The sequence below is a fragment of the Pseudoclavibacter sp. 13-3 genome (genome assembly GCF_021168475.1).
Taxonomy (GTDB): domain Bacteria; phylum Actinomycetota; class Actinomycetes; order Actinomycetales; family Microbacteriaceae; genus Pseudoclavibacter_A.
In genome coordinates, this window is record NZ_JAJOZT010000002.1 from 321,667 (window position 1) to 343,865 (window position 22,199).

10 protein-coding genes and 1 other RNA gene are annotated in these 22,199 nt (G+C 65.7%); 3 read left to right on the forward strand and 8 right to left on the reverse strand.

Translation table 11 applies throughout. The features are described from left to right. Positions 1-19 precede the first annotated feature (19 nt). Both LRX77_RS04975 and dcd read left to right on the forward strand, forming a co-directional pair. On the forward strand, positions 20-2,740 hold the full coding sequence (locus LRX77_RS04975) for an energy-coupling factor transporter ATPase (RefSeq protein WP_231831820.1): 2,721 nt from the start codon (positions 20-22) through the stop codon (positions 2,738-2,740). A gap of 92 nt (positions 2,741-2,832) precedes the next feature. Next, a complete protein-coding gene (dcd, locus tag LRX77_RS04980) occupies positions 2,833-3,438 on the forward strand; it encodes a dCTP deaminase (protein WP_231831821.1) in 606 nt (201 codons plus the stop codon). Positions 3,439-3,489: 51 nt separating this feature from the next. Here dcd and LRX77_RS04985 read toward each other — a convergent pair whose 3' ends face one another. The 8 genes from LRX77_RS04985 to ffs form a co-directional block, all read right to left on the reverse strand. After that, positions 3,490-3,753, reverse strand: a complete 264-nt coding sequence (locus LRX77_RS04985; protein ID WP_231831822.1) for a hypothetical protein — start codon at positions 3,751-3,753, stop codon at positions 3,490-3,492. A gap of 237 nt (positions 3,754-3,990) precedes the next feature. Further along, a complete protein-coding gene (locus LRX77_RS04990) occupies positions 3,991-5,337 on the reverse strand; it encodes an MFS transporter (protein ID WP_231831823.1) in 1,347 nt (448 codons plus the stop codon). Positions 5,338-5,454: 117 nt separating this feature from the next. Continuing rightward, complete coding sequence (locus LRX77_RS04995) at positions 5,455-6,939, reverse strand: malate:quinone oxidoreductase (protein ID WP_331716136.1); 1,485 nt, start codon at positions 6,937-6,939, stop codon at positions 5,455-5,457. Between the two features lie 106 nt (positions 6,940-7,045). Then, entirely contained in the window at positions 7,046-8,125 is a 1,080-nt protein-coding gene (locus LRX77_RS05000; protein ID WP_231831824.1) for an aspartate-semialdehyde dehydrogenase, read from the reverse strand. Next, a complete protein-coding gene (locus LRX77_RS05005) occupies positions 8,122-9,387 on the reverse strand; it encodes an aspartate kinase (RefSeq protein ID WP_231831825.1) in 1,266 nt (421 codons plus the stop codon). Before LRX77_RS05005 ends, LRX77_RS05000 begins: the two co-directional genes overlap by 4 nt. Positions 9,388-9,544: 157 nt before the next feature. After that, positions 9,545-10,138 carry a recombination mediator RecR gene (gene recR, locus LRX77_RS05010; protein ID WP_231831826.1) on the reverse strand — a complete coding sequence of 198 codons (594 nt, stop codon included), beginning with the start codon at positions 10,136-10,138 and terminating at the stop codon, positions 9,545-9,547. A 61-nt stretch (positions 10,139-10,199) separates the two neighbouring features. Continuing rightward, on the reverse strand, positions 10,200-12,482 hold the full coding sequence (locus tag LRX77_RS05015; RefSeq protein WP_231831827.1) for a DNA polymerase III subunit gamma and tau: 2,283 nt from the start codon (positions 12,480-12,482) through the stop codon (positions 10,200-10,202). A gap of 112 nt (positions 12,483-12,594) precedes the next feature. Next, positions 12,595-12,691: signal recognition particle sRNA small type (gene ffs, locus LRX77_RS05020), an RNA gene on the reverse strand. Positions 12,692-12,989: 298 nt separating this feature from the next. Between ffs and LRX77_RS05025 the strand changes: the two genes are divergently transcribed. Continuing rightward, positions 12,990-22,187, forward strand: coding sequence for an isopeptide-forming domain-containing fimbrial protein (locus LRX77_RS05025; protein ID WP_231831828.1), 9,198 nt, complete (start codon positions 12,990-12,992; stop codon positions 22,185-22,187). The last annotated feature ends 12 nt before the right edge of the window (positions 22,188-22,199 follow it).

The following is a 22,199-nucleotide window of genomic DNA, read 5'->3' on the forward strand; positions in this document are numbered from 1 at the left end:
GCGCTGCCACCATTGAGGCATGTGTGCCCGCTCATCCCTGCCCGTCGGGGGCGAGACCATCGTGCAGGTGCGCGACCTCGGCGTCACCTATCCGGAACGCGCTCAGGCCGCGCCTGACGGCGTCGCCTTCGACCTGCACACCGGTGAGGTCGCCCTGCTGCTCGGGCCCTCCGGTGCGGGCAAGTCCACGCTGGCGCTCACACTCGACGGGCTGATCCCCCATGAGGTGTCGGCGACGGTCGCCGGCTCGGTGACCGTGGCGGGCACTGATGTCGCCGGTGCCCGTGTCGCGCAGTTGGCCACAGATGTGGCGATGGTCTTTCAAGATTCTGACGCGCAGATCGTCGCCGCCACCGTGCTCGACGAGGTCTGCTTCGGTCTCGAGAACCTGCAACGGCCTCGCGAAGAGATCCTGCGCTCGGCCGAGCGTGCGCTGCGCCGTGTGGATCTGTGGGATCGCCGCCGCGACGACCCCGGCGACCTCAGCGGGGGAGGCCGCCAGCGGCTGGCCATCGCCTGCGCCCTGGCACTGGGGTCGCGGGTGATCGTGCTCGACGAGCCCACCGCGAACCTCGACCCGCAGGGTGTGGTTGACGTCTACACGGTGCTCAGTGAGATCGCCGCCGAGCGCAGCCGCGCCATCCTGCTGATCGAGCACAACCTCGACGAGGCGATGAGCGTCGTCGATCGGGTGATCGTGCTCGACGCGGCCGGGCGCGTGCGGTTCGACGGGCCCACGCGTGGCATCCTCGAGAACCATGCCGGCGAGATCGACCGACTCGGCGTCTGGCTGCCGGTCTCGACGGTGGCCGGTCGGCGGCTCGGGGTGAGACCGCTGCCGCTGACTCCGGCCGAGCTGACGGCCGCGGTGGATGCCGGGGTCGCCTCCGGTGCGCTGCCGGCCGAGCCGAGGGCGGCGGCACAGACGGTGACTGCTGGCCCCGTCCTCGGCCCAGACGGAGCCGGTGCGGTGCTCGACGTGCGGCATCTGAGCGCATACGCTCACGGACGCGGCCAGCCGCTCGTCGACCGTGTCTCGCTGCAGGTGCCCCGCGGCTCGTTGACGGCGATCGTGGGCCGCAACGGCGCGGGCAAGACGACGCTGCTGCACCGTCTGGCCGGAGTGGTGTCGCCGCCGAGGGGCAGCGTGCGAATACATTCAGACCGGGGCATGCTCGATGTGGCGACGGCCTCGCCCAGACGTCTGGCGCGTGAGGTCGGCTTCGTCTTTCAGAACCCGGAGCATCAGTTCATCACACCGACCGTGGGCGAGGAGCTCGCGCACGGCCTGCGTCTGCAGGGGCTCGGCGAGCCCGAGATCGAGGCGCGAGTCACCGCGATGCTGCGGCGCCTCGGTCTCGGAGACCTTCGCGAGGTGCACCCGTATCTGCTCTCGGGAGGGCAGAAGCGCCGCCTCTCGGTGGGCACCGCGCTGATCGCCGGCGCACCGGTGCTCTGCCTGGACGAACCCACCTACGGGCAGGATCAGGCCCGGGCAGCCGAGCTCGTCGCGCTTCTGGCCGAACTCGTGAACGCGGGGTCGACCGTGGTGATCGTGACCCACGACATGCAGCTCGTGACTGAGCAGTCGACCCATGTCGCGGTCATGAACGACGGTCGGCTCGAGGCCTTTGGCCCGACCGCCGAGGTGCTGGCCGGCGACGCACTGGAACGCGCCGGTCTGCTGCGACCGCCGCTGGCACGAGCAATGAGCGCGGTGGTGTCTCCCGCCTGGCACGGGATCACCCGTCTGCAGCAGATCGAGCAGCTGCAGACGGGTGTGGCCGACGAAGACGAGGTCTCTGCGCCGACCGTGGCGAACGCGAGCCGACCGTCAGCGCCCCTGCCGCTGCCGAGCCGAGAGGACGCAGCATCCGTCGAAAAGCGGCCACGTCGTCGGCCACGGCCGCGCCCGACGACGACCAGCATGTTCGACCCGGCCGTTCCGGCGTCTGACCGACCCCGATGGGCTCCACTGGCCACGCTCAACCCGGTGGCCAAGCTGATCGCGATGCTGCCGCTGACCGTCGTCGCCCTCGCACTGCGCGACATCGGCGCGCTGCTCGGCGCGCTGACCGTGGTGCTGCTCGTCGTCATCGTCGGATCCGGTGCGGGCTGGCGGCGACTGATCGCGGTGATTGGCGGCATCGTGGTCGGCATCTCGGTGCTCTCGGTCAGCGTCGGTCTGTGGATGGACCCGGCTGCTGCCGAGCAGCAGCAGACGCTCTGGCAGATCGGCGACTGGCGGTTCACGACAGGCATGTGGCTGACCGGCCTGGGCGTCACGCTGCGCGTCGGCACCGTGGCGGCGCTCGGCATGCTGCCGGGGCTGACGGCGACTGGAGTCGACACGATTCGAGCACTGGTGCGTCGACTGCACGTGCCGTATCGGCTGGGCTACACGGCGCTGGCCGCCTACAGGTTCGTGCCGCGCTTCGGGCACGAGCTCGAACAGATCAGGCGAGCGCATCGGGTGCGCGGCGTCTCGAACGGTCGCGGGCCGATCGCCGTGCTGCGTCGGGCCGCCGGGTACGCGCTGCCCCTGCTGGCCAGCGGCATTCGTCATGCCGAACGCGTCGCCCTGTCGATGGATGCTCGGGCTTTCGGCGCCGGATCGGCGCGTACCGAGCGGTATGAGGTTCCCTGGCGCATGCGCGACTGGGCGTTCGTCGTCGGGTTCTGGGCGCTCGTCGTCGCCGGGCTGCTGATCGGTGCCTCGCTGCTGCCGATCTCGGTGTGACCGGTTCGTTCGGCGGGCGTTCGGCGGTGCGTCGCACGATGCTGCGGTGACCCGACGCCTCTGCCTCAGACACTCCCGTCTACACTGGAGGCATGCTGCTTTCTGATCGCGACATTCGCCGTCAACTCGCCGAAGGGCGCATCAAGCTCGAGCCCAGCGAAGACAAACTGGTGCAGCCCGCGAGCGTCGATGTGCGCCTCGACCGATACTTCCGACTCTTCGACAATCACAAGTATCCGGTGATCGACCCGGCAGAAGAGCAGTCAGAGCTGACTCGGCTGATCGAGGTCGATCGCGACGAGCCGTTCGTGCTGCACCCCGGCGAGTTCGTCCTGGGCGCGACGTTCGAACAGGTCACACTGCCGACCGACATCGCCGCCCGGCTGGAGGGGAAGAGCTCCCTGGGGCGTCTCGGCCTGCTGACGCATTCGACGGCGGGGTTCGTCGACCCCGGATTCAGCGGCCACGTGACTCTCGAGCTGTCGAACATGGCGACGCTGCCGATCAAGCTGTGGCCGGGCATGAAAGTCGGCCAGCTGTGCTTCTTCAAACTGTCGAGCGAGGTGGAGCACCCGTACGGTTCGAAGAGCTATGGTTCGCACTACCAGGGCCAGCGTGGGCCGACGGCATCGCGGTCTTGGCTGAACTTCTCGCGCATCGACGTCAGCACGACCGATGCGGGCTCGCTCGGCGCCTGAGACACCGCGCGACGCGCCGTCTGACCCGCAGAGTGCGCACTCAGCCCCGGGTCACTCGTCGTCGAGCGAGTCGTCGAGATCGTCGCCTTCGTCTTCTTCGGCGTCGCGAGCCAGTTCGGCGTCGATCGCCTGAATGAGATCTTCGGGGTCGTCGGTGAGCAGCTCTTGGAAGGTGTCATTGTCTTCCATGGCCTCGAGACCGGTCTCGATCGCCTCGTCGACCGTCGAACCCTCGTCGACGGCGTTCCAGAGCACCTGCTTGTACCGGTGCAGAGCGTTCTCGACGGCTTCATCGTTGGCGTAGTTCTCAGTCATGCTCACATTCTTTCACCTCGTGGGCCGTTGAGCGCAAACCCGTTCTGCCTGCGGGCATGGCGCGAGGCGGGCACTGCCGCGGCCACGGCGATCCAGCTGTGCAGAGTGCCGCTTCTCCGTCTTCGCGACACCTGATTGAGGCATCCAGACATGCCAGATGTGGTCTCCGGGCATCCGGATATGCCAGGTTCTCGGTTTCGATCGCGGTGGCTGCCATCCGGCATGGCCGGATGCGGGTCAGGACAGGCGCTGCCGCCTCGGGCGCAGATCAAGCCCGAACGACACGGCCATGAACGCCATGCCGCCGAGCGTCAGCCAGATGCCCAGCTGCAGCGTCGACAGATAGCCGGCGCCGGATGCCACCACGAGCCCGCCCAAGAACGCACCGATCGAGTTGGCCATGTTGAAGGCGGCGTGATGGCTGGCCGCCGCGATCGTCTCGCTGCCCGGGGCGACCTGCATGAGCCGTGACTGCGCCGCCGGCCCCAGCATCGACGCCCCGATGCCCATGAGGAACACGAATGCGAAGAGCATCAAGAAGCTGCCGGTGTACTTGAGCCCCAACACGAACTGGCCGGCGAACATCAGCACGAGCATCAGCCCGAACGACGCGAGAATCGTGAAGAAGATGCTGCGGTCGCCGAAGCGCCCGCCGAGGATGTTGCCGAGCGTCATACCCAGCCCGGTGACCACCAGCACCGCCGGCACCCAGACTGGCTCGATGCCGGCGACCTCGGTGGCGATCGGCGAGATGTAGCTGTAGAACGCGAACCATCCGCCGAACCCGACGGCGCCCATGCCGATCGTCAGCCACACCTGCAGGCGGCGATAGGCGCTGAACTCGGTCGACAGGCTGGCGTCCGGATTGCCTCTGTCGCTTGGCACGAAGATGGCGATGCAGGCGAACGTGAGCGTGAATGTCGCGGCCACCACGAGATATGCCGAACGCCACGAAGTCTGCTGACCGAGGAACGTGCCCAGCGGCACGCCGATCACATTGGCCACGGTGAGACCGCCGAGCACGAACGCGCCGCCTCGAGACTGCGCTCCCGGCCCGATCAGCCGCGCGGCGATGATCGATGCCACCCCGAAGTACACACCGTGTGGCAGACCTGAGAGGAATCGTGCGATCGCCACCTGTCCGAGCGTGGTGAGCAGGGCGACTGCGAGGTTCGAGAGCACGAGCCAGGTCAGCACCACGAGCAGCAGCCGCTTCTTCGGCCAGCGCGCCGTGAGCCCGGTGATCAACGGAGCCCCGACCACCACGCCGGCGGCATACGCCGAGATCAGATGGCCTGCGCTCGCGTTCGCCGCCTCGGGATCGCTGGCGGCGAGATCGGGCAGCAGACCTTCGGCCAGCTGCGGGAGAATGCCCATGGTGACGAACTCGGTCATGCCGATGCCGAAGCCGCCGAGCGCCAGCGAGAGCAGTGCGATGGTGCGCATCGGCTTCGTGAGCATGCGGGTGTGCATGGGGATGTCGAACGCACCTGTTGTGGTCGGCGGCTCTGACGGCGGGGTCGCCTCTCCAGCGCGTTTTTGGGCGTCTGGTTCTTCAGAGAAATTTGGGGGTGTGGAAGTCACCCGCCAAGTGTAGACCGTCGCTGTGACGGGTGTGGAAACGAGCCGAGCAGAAGGGGTGGCCCGCGATATGCATCGCGGGCCACCCCGACGGACGTACTCAGAGACTGTGGTGAGGGACTACGCGGTGAGTCCGAGCACCTCTGCGGTCGAGGTGAACGTCTTCGCTGCGAGATCTGCGTCATCGCTCAGGTTTGTGCCGTAGGTGGGCACGAGGGTTTCGATCTGCTTTGCCCAGGCCCCGTCGAACTCTGACGGGAACGCCTGCTTCAGCAGCTTCAGCATGATCGGCACGGCCGTCGAGGCGCCCGGCGAGGCGCCGAGCAGACCGGCGATCGAACCGTCGGACGAAGCCACGACCTCGGTGCCGAACTGCAGCACGCCGCCCTTGCCCTTCTTCTTGATGACCTGCACCCGCTGGCCGGCCACGATGAGCTCCCAGTCGTCGCCGTTCACCTCGGGGTAGAACTGGCGCAGGGCCTCGACGCGCTTGGCGTGGTTCTGCGCGACCTCGCCGACGAGGTACTTGACCAGATCGAAGTTGTGCAGACCGACGTCGATCATGGGCACCATGTTGCCGAAGCGAATCGAGCCGGGCAGGTCGGTCCATGAGCCGCTCTTCAGGAACTTCGGAGACCAGCCGGCGTACGGGCCGAACATCAGATGCTGCTCGCCGTTGACGTATCGGGTGTCGAGGTGCGGCACCGACATCGGCGGCGCGCCCACAGCAGCCTGACCGTAGACCTTGGCGTGATGGCGTCTGGCGATCTCGGGGCTCTTCGCGCGCAGGAACTCGCCGCTGATCGGAAAGCCGCCGAAGCCGTCGATCTCGGGGATGCCGCTCTTCTGCAGCAGGTGCAGGGCACCACCACCGGCACCGATGAAGACGAACTTGGCGGTGAAGGTCTCAGCCGCGCCGTTGCCGCGATTCTTGACCTTGAGCGACCACCGGCCGTCGCCCCGACGCCGGACGTCGCGAACCTCGGCGTTGTACGTGATCGAGGTGTCGCGCTCGGCAGCGAACTTGAGCAGGCTCTTGGTCAGTGCGCCGAAGTCGACGTCGGTGCCGGCCTCAGTGCGCGTCGCAGCGACCTGCTGCTCGCCGTCGCGGCCCTTGATCAGCAGGGGCGCCCACTGCTGGATGGTGCGCTTGTTGCCGGTGAACTCCATGCCCTGGAACAGCGGGTGGTCTTTCAGCGCCTCATAGCGCGCCTTCAGAAAGTCGCTGTGCTCTTTGCCCATGACGAAGCTCATGTGCGGCACGGTGTGGATGAACTGCTCGGCCTCGAGGTGGCCCTCGCTCACGAGGTGCGCCCAGAACTGACGTGACAGCTGGAACTGCTCGTTGACGTTGACAGCCTTGTCGATGCTGACCGTGCCGTCTGCGGCCTGCGGGGTGTAGTTCAGCTCGCAGAGCGCCGAGTGGCCGGTGCCCGCATTGTGCCACGGGTCTGAGCTCTCGCGCCCGGCGCCGGGCAGCCGCTCGAACACCTCGATCGACCAATCGGGCTGCAGAATCTTCAGAAAGGTGGCGAGCGTTGCGCTCATGATGCCCGCCCCGACGAGAATCACGTCGCGGTCGTTGCGGGAAAGCGGTGTAGTCACTGACGGGTCTCCAGTTTCACTTCGGCCTCGTGCCGGCCTCTTCGCCGACGGGGTGTCGAGCACGCCGACACCTCATCCATCATAGCGCCGGGGCAGAACGCACTGATCAGGCGCTGAAGTGCTCGTCGGCGATCAGCTCGCCGATCTGCACGGTGTTGAGCGCCGCGCCCTTGCGCAGGTTGTCGTTGGTGACGAAGAGCACGAGGCCGCGGTCGTCGTCGACGGTCTGATCCTGGCGAATGCGACCTACGAAGCTCGGGTCTGCCCCGGCCGCCTGGAGCGGGGTCGGCACCGCACTCAGCTCGACCGCAGGCGCCGCCGCCAGAATGCGCTCGGCATCCGCCGGGGTGATCGCGCGCTCGAACTCGGCATGAATCGAGAGCGCATGGCCGGTGAACACCGGCACGCGCACGCAGGTGCCCGCCACGCGCAGCTCGGGCAGCTCGAGGATCTTGCGGCTCTCATTGCGCAGCTTCTGCTCTTCGTCGGTCTCAAGCGAGCCGTCGTCGACGAGGCTGCCGGCCAGCGGCACGACGTCGAAGGCGATCGGGGCGACGTACTTCTCGGGAGCCGGGAACGTCACCGAGCGGCCGTCGAAGGCGAGCTGGCGGAAGTCTTGCGCCACCGCGGCCTCGGCCTGCGAAGCGAGCTCTTCGACGCCGCCGAGACCCGAGCCCGACACCGCCTGGTAGGTGCTCACGACGAGCTTCTTGAGCCCGGCCGCGTCGTGCAGCGGCTTGAGCACCGGCATGGCCGCCATGGTCGTGCAGTTCGGGTTCGCGATGATGCCCTTGCGCAGCCCGGTCAGCGCGTGCGGGTTCACCTCGCGCACGATGAGCGGCACGTCGGGGTCGCCGCGCCAGGCAGACGAGTTGTCGACCACGATCGCGCCGGCGGCGGCGAACGTGGGAGCATACTCGCGCGACGCGGCGCCACCGGCAGAGAAGAGCGCCAGATCGATGCCGGCGAGGTCGTCTGCGGATGCGATGGTCACGTCTTCGACGGTGATCTCACGGTCGCGCCAGGTCAGAGTCTTGCCGGCTGAGCGTGGTGACGAGAAGAAGCGCAGCCGATCGACGGGGAAGTCGCGTTCGTCGAGCAGTCGTCGGATGACGCCGCCGACCTGGCCGGTCGCGCCGACCACGGCGACGTTCAGCGGGCGGCTGGGATGGGTGTAGGTGCTCATCGTCCTGTTCCTCCGTAGACCACGGCCTCGCCGTTGGCGTCGAGACCGAAGGCAGTGTGCACGGCGCGCACGGCCTCGTCGAGGCTGTCGAGCCGGGTGACCACTGACACGCGAATGTCACTGGTCGAGATCATCTCGATGTTGATGCCGTTGTCGGCCAGCGCCGAGAAGAACCGAGCCGAGACGCCGGGATGCGTTCGCATGCCCGCACCGACGATCGCGAGCTTGGCGATCTGGTCGTCGTACTGGATCGATTCGAAGCCGAGGCTCTCTTGATGACGGCGCAGCGAGGCGACCACGCGAGGGCCGTCGCCGGTGGGCAGGGTGAACGAGATGTCTGTGCGCCCGGTCGCTGCCGCTGAGATGTTCTGCACGATCATGTCGATGCTGGTGCCCTCGTCAGAGACGACCTTGAAGAGGTCGGCGGCGCGACCGATCTTGTCGGGCACCCCGATGACGGTGATCTTCGCCTCGTCTTTGTCGGTGGCGACTCCGGTGATGATGGGTGCTTCCACAGTCTCTCCCTCTTTGGGCTCGGCGACGATGGTGCCGGCCTTGTTGCTGAACGACGAACGCACATGCAGGGTCACATGATGACGACGGGCGAACTCCACGGCACGGATGTAGAGCACCTTCGCGCCCGACGAGGCGAGCTCGAGCATCTCTTCGCTGGTGACGAAGTCGAGTTTGTGCGCAGTGGGCACCACGCGCGGGTCGGCGGTGAAGACGCCGTCGACGTCGGTGTAGATCTCGCAGACGTCTGCGTGCATGGCTGCGGCCAGCGCCACTGCGGTGGTGTCTGAGCCGCCGCGGCCGAGCGTGGTGATGTCGCCGGTGCCGCGGTTGAAGCCCTGGAAGCCGGCGACGATCGCGATGGCGCCGTCTTCGATGGCCTCGAACACGCGTTTGGGCGTCACGTCGACGATGCTGGCGTTGCCGTGAATCGCATCGGTGACCAGGCCGGCCTGCGACCCGGTGAACGAGCGGGCCTCTTGGCCGAGCGAGATGATGGCCATCGCGAGCAGCGACATCGAGATGCGCTCGCCGGCGGTCAGCAGCATGTCGAGTTCGCGGCCGCTGGGCGTGACCGAGACCTCGTGCGCGAGATCGATCAGCTCGTCGGTGGTGTCGCCCATGGCGCTCACGACCACGACCACGTCGTTGCCGGCCTTCTTGGTCTCGACGATGCGCTTCGCGACACGCTTGATGCCCGTTGCGTCCGAGACGGATGAGCCTCCGAACTTCTGTACGACGAGTGCCACGCGGTCTTCCTGCCTTGTCTGGGTCTGCTGCGGCTGAGATTCCGGTGTGCGCGGCGCCGGCGTGGCCCTGCGCGTCGGATGACAGCCAGACTCCAGTCTAACCGGTACTGCCCGAGGCCGGGGCAGCGATCGATGCTCCGCCGTGGGTCGGCGTCTGTCAGACCTTGCGCCGCCCCTCGAATGCCCGCCCGAGGGTGATCTCGTCGGCGTACTCCAGGTCGCCGCCGACGGGAAGGCCTGAGGCGAGGCGCGTGACCGGGATGTCGAGATAGCTGAGCTGTCGAGAGAGATACGTGGCGGTCGCCTCGCCCTCGAGGTTCGGGTCGGTCGCGATGATGACCTCTTGCACGGTGCCGTCGGCGAGTCGGGGCATCAGACTGGTGATGCGCAGCTGATCGGGGCCGACGCCGTCGATCGGGCTGATGGCCCCGCCGAGAACGTGATAGAGCCCGTGATACTCATGGGTGCGCTCGATGGCCGCGACGTCTTTCGGCTCTTCGACGACGCAGATCACCGTCTGATCGCGTCGGGCGTCGCTGCAGATGCTGCAGATCTCGCTCTCGGTGAGATTGCCGCAGATGCTGCAGAAGTGCACGTGCTCGCGCACCGCCGCGAGCGTCTGCGCCAGTTTCGTCGGATTGTAGTGCTCGTCCTGCACGATGAAGAACGCGATGCGCTGGGCAGACTTCGGCCCGATGCCGGGCAGCTGGCCCAGCTCGTCGATCAGATCTTGGATCAGGCCCTCGTACATGTGCTCCTCTTGTTCGCGCCTCGTGACGGGCCGCTTGTGGCGGGCGGCGGGTGGTGCACGATCAGCGCTCGTCGATCGGCTTCGCGTGCAGCATCTGGCGAATCACGGCTTCGCCATACTGCGCTCGGTGGTGCGGCGTGGCCAGCGCCTGTGCCGGCGCAGGTGCCGGGTTCGTCGGCTGGGCGCTCTGCTGGGGCTCGGGGCCGAGGTCGTCCGGGGTCGGTGCGCCGTACTCGTCGTCTGGCGGTTCGGGCGGGAGCTCTTCTGGCCAGGGCGCGTCGGCTGACGGCGAGGCGGGGCGGGATGCCTCTGACTGCAGCGCTGCAGACGCAGAGCTGCTCGTGTCGGGAACCGGAGAGCTCGAAGTCGCAGACGTCGAGGCCGCAGATCGCGCGGCTGCATTCGCAGAAGAAGCCGACAGCATCGCACGCGAGGTGGCGGAGTCGGATGGTGCTGCGCCCGTCTGGTGTGATGGCGAGGCCTCTGGTGAGGTCGGTGACGCCGGCGCGCCGGCGTCATGAGGCACGGGACTGCCGGTCACCTGTGGCGCCGGTCGCGTGCTGCCGCTGTGCGCGATGAAGCGCATGCGGATGCCGAAGATCTGCTGCAGCGCGTCGCGCACGCCGTCTGCGGCCGGGTTCGCCCCCGCTCGGCTGCCGCGGAAACTCTCAGCGTCGGTCGACGACGCGAAGCTCAGTGTCAGAATGTCGTCGCGGAACGCCACCGGTTTGGCGTTGATCGCGACGATCCAGGCACGCCGGTTCGTGCCCTCCAGATGGGCGAGCACGTGATCCCAGCCGACTCGAATCTGGTCGAGCGTGAGCGCGGTCGTCGGTGTGCTCGGCTGCTGCGGATCTGTCGTGTTCTCGACGGCTGCGGCGGTGTCGACTTCGGCCGCAGACGCCGGCTGCGAAGAGGGTGCGGCAGAGCTGTCTGGAGTCGATGTCTGCTCCGATGGCAACTCGGTCTGTGCCGGGGCGGGGCGTGTCGACTCTGGCTGCTGCCCGGTCGAGTGTCTCTGCGACGGTGCGGGCTGCTGCGCTGCGGGGTGTGAAGCAGACTGCTCGGCAGGTGCTGCTGGCTGAGCCTCGGGCTGTGCAGGTGCGTGAACTGCAGCTGGTGGCGCAGATGCCTGCGGTGCGGCTCCGGGGTGACTCGGGGCGGCACTCGCGGCACCGTTCTGCACCCCGATGCGGCGTTCGAGGCGGTCGATGCGGCTGAGCGCCCCCAGCTCGTCGGCGTCTGCAGCGGGAACGAGCAGTCGTGCGCACATCAGCTCGAGCTGCATGCGCGGGCTGGTGGTGCCGGCCATGGTGTTCAGCGTGTGATTGACGATGTCGGCGGCACGCGACAGCTCGGCCGTGCCGAACTCGCGAGCCTGTCGCTGCAGCACGTCGAGCTCGTCTTGGCTCGTGCCGCGCAGAATCGCCTGAGCCTGATCAGGGGCGGCCTGCACGACGATGAGGTCGCGCAGACGCTCGAGCACGTCTTCGGCGAAGCGCTTGGGATCCTGCCCGGTCTGCACGACTCTGTCGACGCTGAGAAAGAGCTGTTCGGCCTGCTGCCGGCCGATGGCGTCGACCACTTCGGCGAGCAGATCGCCCGGAGTGTAGCCGAGCAGCCCGATCGTTCGCGCGTACGAGATTGTGCCGGTCTCAGACCCCGCGATGAGCTGGTCGACGACCGACAGTGTGTCACGCACCGAACCGCCGCCCGCACGCACGGCCAGAGGCAGCACGCCGGGCTCGGCCGAGACATCCTCGCTGGACAGAATCTTCTCGAGGAACGGCAGCATCGTGGCAGGCGGCACCAGCCGGAACGGATAGTGGTGCGTGCGCGACCGGATCGTGCCGATGACCTTCTCTGGCTCGGTCGTCGCGAAGATGAACTTGACGTGTTCTGGCGGCTCTTCGACGAGCTTCAGCAGCGCGTTGAAGCCGGCTGCCGTGACCATGTGGGCCTCGTCGATGATGAAGACTTTGTAGCGGTCGCGGGCAGGAGCGAACACGGCGCGCTCCCGCAGGTCGCGAGCGTCGTCGACGCCGCCATGACTCGCTGCGTCGATCTCGATGACGTCAAGCGATCCGGTGCCGCCGGTCGCGAGCTCGCGGCAGCTGTCGCATTCGCCGCATGGGGTGTCGGTGGGGCCCTGCTCGCAGTTCAGACAGCGGGCCAGAATGCGGGCCGACGTCGTCTTGCCGCAGCCGCGCGGGCCAGAGAAGAGGTAGGCGTGGTTGACCCGATTCGTGCGCAGCGCGGTGGACAGGGGAGCCGTCACCTGCTCTTGACCGATCAGGTCGGCGAAGGTGTCTGGGCGATAGCGTCGATAGAGTGCGGTGACCACGTGTCCAGAGTACCTGCCGGGTGCGACACGAGTGGCGGATGCCGTGCATCTGTGAGCGAACAAGGTCGCATCGTACCGGTGTGCAGAGGCCGCATCGGCGTGCGCCGAGAATGGAAAAGACCCCTCGTGCACCCGACAGAGCCCGGTTACCCTTGCTGCATTTCTGCCCTGGGGGAATTGGCCTGGATGTCGTCACACGAGGAGCCGACCTCAATGGTAGCAGACTCGGCCGTGGCGACGGCTCAAATGCTCAGCTGGGTGCCGTGGAACTGTTCTGAGGCGAGGGAGTGGTGGTGAGGGAGCGGGATGGCGGTCGAGCAGAGACCCGCAGTGGGGTGAGAGGGGTGATGTTTGGGGTGAATTAGACGCTATCCGCGTCAATGGTCCTGTGTGACTTTCTAGAGTTACGAGCGTTGCGGTGGACTCTGCCCTCGAAGAGGGTGGCTGGAATCTGCAGCGCTCGACATCGGTCGAAGGCTGTTCGACGCAAGGGGATAGAAGGAACGCATGCCGGCATATTTGGACACGAGAGACCGCCTGCCGAAACGAGGCTCGGACGACGCGCCCGCTGATGCTTCGACTGAGCAGCCATGGTATCGACGCCCGATTGCCATGCTGATGGCGCTGCTGATCGCGATGGCTGGCTTCAGCTCGCTCCCGCAGTTCGCAGCCGATGCGCATGCCGATGGCACCGCCGAGGTGCTCGAGGTGGACAAATCCGGGCCGGCGTCTGCGTCAGCTGATGATACCGTCACCTACCGGGTGACGATCAAGAATCCGGCGACGAGCACCTCCAACGCCTACAACGTCTCACTCCTGGACACCCTGCCGGCCGGGGCTTCGTATGTGGCAGGGTCGACGACTGTCGACTATCCGTACTCGTTCGGTGACCCTGCTCAGATCGCGGTGACGCATACCGAGGGCTCCACCACCTCTGCGACGGGCCAGCACGTGCTCGTCTGGCACAACGAACTCGATCTCGTCCCGGGGCAGTCCATCAGTTTCGAGTACCGGGTCAAGTTCGACCAAGGCATCACCGGTTCGCTGAAGAATACCGCTCAGGCGTACAGCAACTCCGATCCTCGAGTGGTCGCGCAGCTGACCTCGGCATCGACTGTCGACGAGGATGCGATCAGCTCAGTGCTCGGTTCGGGAGACCAGCCGAAGCCTGACCAGTCCAGCCCGGAAGACTCGGTGACGACGACGATCTCGGATCTCATCTTTCTGAAAGACAAGTCTTCGCCCCTGGACACGGCTCCCGCTGACTGGCTGCGTGGCGTGCACGACAACAAACGCACGATTCCGCTGACGCTGCAGAACAACAGCACCGCAGACGTCACCCGAACCGTTGTCGACTATCTGCCGGCTGCCTTCGAATTCCTCGGTGCGACGGACAACTCCACGTCGACGAACAGCCCGAGCGGCGCACCCGAGTGGACTGATGGCACGGATGGCACAGCGGAGTCTGCGGACACAACTGGGGCGGCCTCAGCGGTCGGACCCAAGCCCGGAACTACCGGCACGTCGTCAGGGGCGCTCAAATCCGTTGAGACGGTCACTCTGGCCGATGGCGAAGTGCCGGGTGTCGCAGCGGGTGTGTACACCAAGAGCACCTGGCAGGTGACCGTCCCAGCCGGGCAAACGGCTCAGATCAGCTACACCGCAGGCATCCCGCTCAAAGAGAACGCCCCGTGGCCAGCAGACTCGGCGCCTTCAGCCACGAGCCTGGAACAAGCCTCGAACCTCGACAACAACACGGGTGCGAACACCCGTGACCTGGTCGGCTCTCAGGTGACGAACACCGCTCAGGTGCTGAGTGAAGACGACTCCACGGTAGACATCGCTGATTCGAAGCAGTACACGATTCAGGATGTCGTCGCAGACAAGACTGTCGTCGATGCACAGGGAAATCCGGTTGCCGCGACTCAGCAGCGCATCGGCAACCGGCCCGCATATGACTTCAGTCCAGGCAGCGTGACCTACTTCACACTGACCACGTCGCTGTCGGAATACGTCGCCGGTCAGGGCATCACGGTGACCGACACTCTCGGCGATGGCATGCAGCCGATTCCCACTGCTGCCGACGACGTGGTCGCTCAGGCAGTCGCCGGGTCACCGGTGGACTCCGACAACAAGTACTCCGGCACGCTGCCGTTGGGCTCGAGTCCGGCTGGCGCGGCCTATGCGGGTGCCACTCTGAACTCTGACGGCACCTATTCCGTGTCGTTCAACTTTCCCGGAGCCCCTGCTGCAGACACGCTGAACACGCTGGCTCGCGGTGGCAAGGTCTCCATCACCATTCCGGTCTACTTGCAGACGACATACACGTCAGACCCCACCCAGCAGGTGGTGTCCTACGACCTCTTCACGAACGCGGTCGAGTCGAAAGTGACGACGATCCCGGGCGTTGAGCAGGAGACTCCCGGTACGCCGGATCTCAGCGGCGGTGCCTCCGTCGACCTGCGCGCGGTGACTCCCACCATCAAGAAGGGCATTCTCCCCCGTGCCGAGACCGAGGCGTTCACTGCGGCAGAGCTGCAGTACACCGAGACGCCCGATCAGCAGGGCCACAATGAGGGCACCATGGGAGACCCCAGCAACAAGGGCTTTCTCTACAACACCGACTCGACTGCTGCTGATTCCACCTTCCAACGGGGCGACATCGTCTGGTTCCATGTGCACATGCAGATCCAGGATCCCAAGCTTCAGCTGAGGGGCACGACGGTCAGGGACTACCTGCCTGCCGGAGTCGAGCTCGTGGGCTGGGACTTCTCCCACCACAACAACGCCGGTGGAAAATCCGTCTGGGATTTCGACCAGAACGGTTCCGTGCTCTCCTGGACGGCGAATGACAACTATCAGTCGCTCGGTGATGACCCTGCGGAATTCGCGCTCAATATCGCAGTGCGGGTGACGGATGCGCCAGCTGCTGGCGGCAGCGTGACGGTCAAGGACAACTTGGCCAAGGCCTCGATCACCAACAACAGCGGTCAAGTCGTCACATTCCGTGACCGGGTGAGCTTCTGGGTCGAGCCTGACGCGAAGGTGGCTCTCGACAAGAGCATCGTGGGCATCGGCAGCGCGGGAACAGTCGGCCAGAATCCGCTTCCCGACGGCTCACAGGTCAAGAGCGGGCAGACCGTGACGTACAAGATCGCAGTCACCAATACGAACTCCTACGCCATCAGCGATCCCGAGATCTGGGATGTGCTGCCTGCAGAGTTCGTCGCCGGCTCTGCAAAGCTCTACAGCGACGAGGCGCTCTCGAATCAAATCACTGATGCGCTTGACGAGCCGAACAAGACTTTGAAATGGACGCATAACGGCACCATGGCGGCTGGAGCAACGGCCACCTATTATGTGACGCAGCAGGTGGCCGACAACCCCGAAGTGAACAAGCTCTTCACCAATACCGCTGGTGTACGCCATTTCACGACGATCCTGGACCAGAACACCAGCAGCCCGACCACGTGGGACTGGTACCCGGCGCAGAACATCGACACCAGCATCCAGTCTGGTGGTGCCATCGAGCCCAACGCGCCACGCGCTGATGACTCCGCCAACGTGCGTGCAGAGAATGTGGTGCTCAACAAGCAGGTGACCTCCGGGCTCGGCCAGGCGCAGAACAACTGGTCGCGCACGGGCCAGAGCGACCTTGCCCAGGGTGTCTACGGAGACTCTGCGCAGGCTGTCGTCGGCGAGCGGGTCGACTACCGGATCACCTTGGAGATTCCCGCGCATTCGACGATCACGGGTGCACGCCTGAACGATGCCTTGGAACGAGGCACTGATCCACAAGTCGTGTTGAACACGTCATCGCCAGCGGCCTCTTGGGCAAATGCGGACGGGCCATTGAGCAGTGGTGTGCCGTCGGTGACCTTCAGCGAGAAGACCGCCAACGGTTTCACATCGGCGATCGCTGATTGGACGAACACGTCGGATCAGACAGTGACTTTGACTGTGGCGTTCTCGGGTGTCGTCTCCGCAGATGCTGCGGTCACGACCGCGCCGACCTTCGCTGATGCCTCGGCGTCGCTGCGCGATCGCAACTACGCCTCATTCTCCAGCCAGGCCAACACGACCGCACTGATTGACACCGCAGATGTCGACATCGTGCAGCCGAAGATCAGCGTGGGCAAGACGGCTTCTCGAGCGGGAACTGTGCTGTCAGATGGCTCACGTGTCAACGCAGACGATGTGATCGACTACAAGGTCACTGCCACAGCGGACGGCTCACGCCCAGGTCTGAAGACCCCGAGCCTGAACGACGCCCTGCCCGCTGGGCTGATCTGGCAGGGGCTCGGTGATGTCCAGCTGAACGGAACGACAGTGACTGCTGCCAGTGTGCAGTCATCATTCACCGTTGACGGCGTCGCCGCCACCCTCAACGTGGGTGACGTCATCCCTGCGAACACCGTGCTGACTGTCGCTGTGAACGATCCTGCCCTCAACACCGCAGGCATTCAGCCCGGCAAGTCGTATGTTGTGAACTACCAGGCGAAGCTGCCGAACCCCATTGGCGCTGCGAAGGTCTTCACGAACACGGCCACTGTGCAGGGGGACTCGCTCAGTGCGCAGGAGGCGACTGATCAGAACGGCGGCCAAGTCAACCAGACCTACGCCAAGCAGGCATCGAAAGACATCACCGCCGTCGGTTTCACAACGGTCAAGACTCGTGAAGACGGCGCCTTGACCTATGGACAGCAGCAGGTCTACACGATCGAATCGCAGCTGCCGGCGAACACGACCGGCTATAACGTGACGGTTGGCGACACGCTGCCACAGGGCATCACCTTTGCAGGCACCACCAGCGTGCAGACGAGCGATGACGGTGGCCAGTCGTGGACGACTCTTGAGGATCCTCAGGGCGTCCAGGCCGCAGTCGATGGGCAGAACGTCACGTGGGTGCTGGCAGGCGATCAGAACAACAAGGTGACCTCGGGTGCGACGGATCGACAGATTCGTGTGGTCTTCGTCGCGGATGTGACGGGGAAGGGCTCTGACGGCACGACGTATATCGAGCCCGGTTCGACCATCTCGAACGTCGCCAGCATCGGCTGGAACGATTCGAATCGTCCGGACAGCACGGCGTTCGACCATGGTTCGACCTCTGAACCGGCGACCTTCACGGTGCTCGGGCCAAAACTCACCCCAGAGAAGTCGGTGGTGAAAGTCAACGGGAGCACCCCGAGCCTTGACGAGGGCAAGGCGAAGGTGAACCCGGCCGATTGGGCGACCTATCGCGTGACGTTGACCAACTGGGCAGGCGGCAACGCGTCCACCGCCTATGACGTGAACGCTGCTGACGCGCTTCCCGCGAACATTGATGCGGCGTCGGTCAAGGACATCACGGCGTCGGGCACCACAGGCGTCGTCGACGCACAGGCGGTCAGAAACGACGGCACGATTGCCATTTCCGCTGCACAGATCCCGGTCGGCGGCGTGGTCACGGTCGAGTACACGGCTCAGCTGATCAGTTCTGACCAGCTGGATCCGGCCTCCACCACATGGGATGCCGACAACACCAACACGGTGACCATCGACCACTCTGCATCGCAGCCGAAGACTGACGGTGAGTACCCGACGGGAACCCGTGAGTATGCCGGCGGAAGCGATACCGCGCAGATCACGCCGGTCTTCCCGCACGTCGAACTGCAGAAGTCTCCCGACTCGGGTACCGCTACTCGAGGCGGCGCCTATGAGTGGACCATCAGCGCGACAAACAACGGAGCGGGCGTCGCCAAGAATGTGAAGCTTGTCGATGATCTGCCAGACAACTGGCGATTCACCGCGACATCGTCTGTCACGAAAGCCTCTGGCGCGAACAGCGCTTCATTGGCTGCCAGCACGAGTGGGCCTGCAGCGGGTGACACCGGCAAGGTCTCATGGCGCGACGCCGGTCAGGACGGCTGGACGCTGCAGCCCGGTGAGAAGATCACCGTGGTCTACACGGCCACGCCGAACGACGGCACCGTGCCCGATACGACCAAGGCTGCAACCGGTGAGCACACCAACACGGTCGGCGTCGAGCTGACGGATGGCAGCGGTGCAAAGTCCAACGGGGCTGCCCCGACCAACTCCGGCAGCATCAGCGACCAGGGCGACAGCTCATACGCAGGCACAGACGCTCAGGCGAAGGCATACATCGCCGAGGCCGACCTGTCGGTCGACAAGACCGGCCTGCACAAGGCCGATCAGGCCAGCGGGCCGATCTATGCAGGCTCAGGTCAGCAGAGTGCCTGGGACATCGAAGTGGCCAACAACGGCCCGGATGCGGCGGTGGGGCCTTTCACCATCACCGATACCACTGAGGTGCCTGACGGCGTGACAGTCACCGGCATCGCGCCGGAGAGCATCACTGCAGGATGGAGCGTCGACGGTGCCCCAGTCAAGAATGCCGAAGGCAAGTGGGTCGCGAAGTACACGTACGGAGGCACCGGCGTCACGCTCGAGACGGGCGCCACACTGCCGAAGCTCACCATCCTGGTGACCGCTGACGCTGATGCCGCGATCGATCCGGTCAACGGCTCAACGGGCACTGACACCGCACAGCTCAGCAGCCCCACCCTCGACGATCACCCCGAGAACAACAGCTCGACTGACACGGTGGACTTCGCCGCGCTGGCCGACCTGGCGCTGGCCAAGTCGGTGACCACGGCACCTGCCGACATCGGCGCGGGCAAGCCGTTGACCTGGCAGCTGAAGGCGACCAACAACGGTCAGGCCAGCTCTCTGGGCACTGCCGAGAAGCCGATCACCGTGACTGACACCGTGCCGACCGGCGTACAAGACGTCACCGTTGGCACGCTGCCGGCCGGTTGGGCACTTGCCGCTGGCTCGAAGGGGTCGAACGAGCACAAGGCTCAGGCTGGTGACACCATCACCGTTCAGTTCGTCGGCAAGCTGAGCGTCAATCAGTCTGCCGAGATCACGCTGAACAGCACCGTGCTGCCCACGTATCTCGACGGCACGATCGAGAACTCTGCGACGGTCACGCCGGGCGCGACGACAGAGCCCTCTGACCCGGGTGCGTCAAACAACACCGGTGAAGCCGACGTCACGATTGACCCCACGAACAACGGCACGACTCTGTCGATCGACAAGCATCGTGTGGTCAAGGGCGCCGACGGCACGTGGTTCATCCCGACTGACCAGCAGAAGATCATCGCAGGCCAGGACGTCAGCTACCTGATCACCGTCAGCAATCAGGGGAGTGCAGACGCGAAGAACGTCACCAGTCGCGACGTGCTTCCTGACGGCCTCACGTACAAGAGCATCGACAGCGCAGCCGGTACATGGTCAGTTGTCTCGACCGGTGGCCAGACCGTGAGTGTGAAGCTCACCAGCGGCGACCCGGCCGGTCAGCTCGCGGCCGGTGCATCCGCTGCCTACGTGATCACCGCATCCACCTCGCCGTCGATCACCTCAGACGTCGTGAACTGGGCCTATGCCAAGGGTGACAACACCAATGAACCGCAAGACTCGGACAACGGCGGCCCAGTGCGCTCGGTCGACCTCGGCATCGAGAAGTCGTTCACCGATGCCACGGCGGTGCCCACGGCAGGCAAGGATCTCGGCTACACGCTGACGATCACGAACCACGGGTCGTCAGACACGAGTGGCCCGATCACGGTCACCGATGCACTGCCGGCACAGCTGGCATACGTTGCCGGCAGCGCGCGTGTCGTGCTGCCGGGGCAGTCTGCTCAGGCACTTGAGCCCACCAGCTCACCCGCTGACGGCAAGACCAAGCTGACTTGGCAGATCGGCGACGAGTCGCTGCACCTGGCCGTGGGTCAGACCATCACGGTCACCTTGACCACGCATGTGGCGCAGGATGCGGCAGCGGGCAAGCTGGTCAACGTCGCGACCGTCGACGGCCCCGACAGCGACCCGAACCCGAGCAACAACACGAGTGAGAAGGAGACGCCGATCACCACGTCGACCGATGTGCTGATCGACAAGACGGTCGCTGCCGGCCCGTGGATCGCGGGCACTGACGTGAAGTACAACGTCACACTCACGGTGAAAGGTCCGTCGCTCGCCCGCAACGTCACGCTCAGCGATGTGCTGCCCGCCGGGCTGACCCCGGTGAGCATCGGCACAGACGGTGACGGCTGGACGTGGGATCAGATGACCGCCACGGGCGCGCGCGACAGCCTCGCTCCGGGCATCTACAGCATTCCGGTGACCGCGCACATCGAGCAGGGGGTCGCGACCGGCACCGACTTGGTGAACACGGCGACGACGACGTGGACGGATACCGATCCGAACACGCCGAACACGAAGTCTGACGACGAGAAGATCGTGGTCACGACTGATGGCGACCTGCAGCTCACGAAGACCGCCGTTGACGAGAACGGGCATGAGGTCTCTTCGGCGACTGCCGGCACCGCGTTGCGCTACCGGCTCGACGTGAGCAACAACGGGCCCTCGCAGGTTGTGGCGCCCGTGCGCATCAGCGACACCCTGCCGGCTGGCATGACCTTCGACAAGATCGTCAGCGGTGAGGGCTGGTCTGTGGCCGAGGGCTCGACAGCGACCGCGCCGAAGTTCGAATATGCAGGTGCGCTTGCCACGGGTGCGAAGGCCCCGGCCCTGGTGATCGAGGTCTCGCTCTCTGCCGACGTCTACGCCACCAGTGGTGCCCAGCATGCGCTGGTCAATACAGCCACGACGTCGTCAGACACCCCCGACAGCGAACCTGCGAACAACACCGACACCGCCACGGTCGACGTCACTGAGCAGGCCGATCTCGGCGTGACGAAGACGCACGATGCCTCGGCTGTGCACATCGGTGACACGCTGCCGTTCACGATCACGACGACGAACTACGGGCCGTCGACTGCACGCGGTGTGACGATCACAGAGAAGCTGCCGAAGGGGTTGACCTATGTCGGGCTGCAGGCCGGCCAAGAGTCTGACCAGAGCGAACCCGCCTGGCGGCAGCTCGGGGAGCCGACCATCAACGCCGACGGCACCACCACGGTGGCCTTCGCACTGCTGACCGGTGAGGGGAACCTGGCCTCTGGCGCCAGCGCCCCGGTGCTGAAGCTCGACACCACAGTGACTGCTGAGGCTTACCCCGACATCGTCAACGGGGTCGACGTCAGCTCGGACACGCCTGAGCCGACCATCGAGCCGGGGCAGGACGACCCGCACCCGAACCACGCAGACGACCCGATCGTGGTGCCGCCGCTGTCGACTCTGATCGTCACCAAGCAGCATCAGGGCGAGTTCAAGATCGGTGAGAACGGCACCTACGTGATCACGCTCACGAACAACGGGCCGACTGAAGACCCCAGTGCGATCAGGGTCGTCGATGAGCTGCCGGCAGGCCTGGTCTACCGTTCTGCCGATCAGCAGGGTGTGACTTCGGCCGGTCAGACGGTAACATGGGTCCCGAAGGTTCCGCTCGCCGTCGGCGAGACGCGCACGCTGACGCTGACGGTCTCTGTGAACGAGGCCGCCGGTGATCGCCTGACCAATACGGTGCACGTCTCGAGTGACACAGAGCAGACGCCGGATGCCGTGCTCAGTGCCAGCGATGAAGTCGAGGTGCAGCCTGCCGACGGCCTGAGCCCACTGGCCAGGACGGGCATGGACTTCGGCATTCTGATCGCAGCGTTCGGGCTGCTCATCGGTGGAGCTGCCCTGGTCATGCTTCGTTCGAAAGAGCAGAGTCACGGTCGTCGAGCCCGCTGACCTCGATCAGCT

Excerpts from the sequence above, each read along its gene's own strand:
- LRX77_RS04975 (WP_231831820.1), top strand. The coding sequence starts at position 20 with ATGTGTGCCCGCTCATCCCTGCCCGTCGGGGGCGAGACCATCGTGCAG.
- dcd (WP_231831821.1), top strand. The coding sequence starts at position 2,833 with ATGCTGCTTTCTGATCGCGACATTCGCCGTCAACTCGCCGAAGGGCGC.
- LRX77_RS04985 (WP_231831822.1), bottom strand. The coding sequence starts at position 3,753 with ATGACTGAGAACTACGCCAACGATGAAGCCGTCGAGAACGCTCTGCAC.
- LRX77_RS05000 (WP_231831824.1), bottom strand. The coding sequence starts at position 8,125 with ATGAGCACCTACACCCATCCCAGCCGCCCGCTGAACGTCGCCGTGGTC.
- recR (WP_231831826.1), bottom strand. The coding sequence starts at position 10,138 with ATGTACGAGGGCCTGATCCAAGATCTGATCGACGAGCTGGGCCAGCTG.
- LRX77_RS05025 (WP_231831828.1), top strand. The coding sequence starts at position 12,990 with ATGCCGGCATATTTGGACACGAGAGACCGCCTGCCGAAACGAGGCTCG.